General features: G+C 73.5%; 2 protein-coding genes. One reads left to right on the forward strand and one right to left on the reverse strand.

Going from position 1 to position 1,267, the window contains the following annotated elements; genetic code table 11:
• Positions 1-627: FAD-dependent monooxygenase (locus tag D180_RS17890; protein ID WP_043091291.1), on the reverse strand; the 627-nt coding region annotated here is incomplete at its 3' end.
• 143 nt (positions 628-770) lie between these two features.
• On the opposite strand from D180_RS17890, the gene D180_RS17895 reads away from it, so the two are divergent.
• Positions 771-1,267: hypothetical protein (locus D180_RS17895; RefSeq protein ID WP_017913875.1), on the forward strand; the 497-nt coding region annotated here is incomplete at its 3' end.

The raw sequence follows: 1,267 nt of genomic DNA on the forward strand, positions 1-1,267 counted from the left end.
GAAGCGCTCGTAGGCGGTGCCGTCGGGTTGGCGGCTGCCGCGCACCCGCGCCACGAACAGGGTCTGCTGGAAATCATGGCGCGCCGCGGCGATGCCCAGCGCCTCGCGCACCGCGCTGGCGCTGCCGTCGGCGCCGACCAGCAGGCGCGCGTGCAGGACCTGCTCGCTGCCGTCGCACGCGATACGCAGGCGGCGTTCCCCATCCTCGGTGTCGGACTCCAGCGCCACGAACTGCGCCGGGCGGTAGCGGGTAAGCCGCGCGGTCGCCGCCAGGCTGGCCTCCAGCGCCTCGCCGAAGTCGCGCGCAACCACCACCTGGCCGAAGGCCTCGCGCCCGTAGTCGGCCGCCTCCAGCCGCACCCGGCCGAAATCGCCGGCGCGGCTGACGTGGATGCGGCGGATCGGGCCGGTCGGCGCGCGCAGCCGCTGCATCACCCCCAACGCGCCCAGCGCGTTGACCGTGGCGGCGGCGAAGCTGAGATTGCGCTGGTCGAACACCGGCGGCAACGCGCCCGGCGGCGCGGCCTCGACCAGGCCCACGTCCACCCCCAGCCGGTCCAGGGCGATGGCCAGGCTGGCGCCGACCAGGCCGCCGCCGACGATCACTACGTCATGTCGTTTGCTCATCCGGCCATGATACGACCCGCACCCGTCTGCCCGGTGAGCGCCACCGCCCAGCTTGTGTGCCGTGGCGGCAGCGGCGCACGGCGCTCGCGCGCGCCGCGCTTCCAGTAGAATCCGGGGTCTTACGTGCCCCGGTGCCCGCCGTCATGACGCCTTCCACCCACCGCCTCCCCGCCCTGCTGCTGTTGACCGCGCTGCTGGCCGCGACCCGCATCAACCACTTCGGGGCGATCCCGGACGCGTCGTGGGCGGTGTTCTTCGTCGGCGGCTTCTACCTGCGCAGCTGGACGCGCTGGGCGTTCCCGCTGCTGATGGCGCTGGCGGTGCTGGTCGACTACCTGGTCATCCGCAGCCAGGGCCTGGATTTCTGGCAGCACTACTGCGTGTCGCCGGCCTACTGGTGCCTGATCCCGGCCTACTTCGTGCTGTGGGCCGGCGGCGCCTGGCTGGCGCGGCGCTACCACGGTGCCGACTGGCGCGCCCTGGGCCTGGCCGCCGGCAGCCTGCTGGTGGCGGTGGCGCTGTGCCACCTCCTGGCGCAGGGCAGCTTCTACTGGGTCAGCCGCAGCGTGCCGAACCCGACCCTGGCCGGCTGGTGGCAGAACTACAGCGACTGGCTGCTGCCCTACCTGGGCAGCGCCAG

The sequence above is a fragment of the Xanthomonas sp. SHU 166 genome (assembly GCF_000364685.1).
Classification (GTDB): domain Bacteria; phylum Pseudomonadota; class Gammaproteobacteria; order Xanthomonadales; family Xanthomonadaceae; genus Xanthomonas_A; species Xanthomonas_A sontii.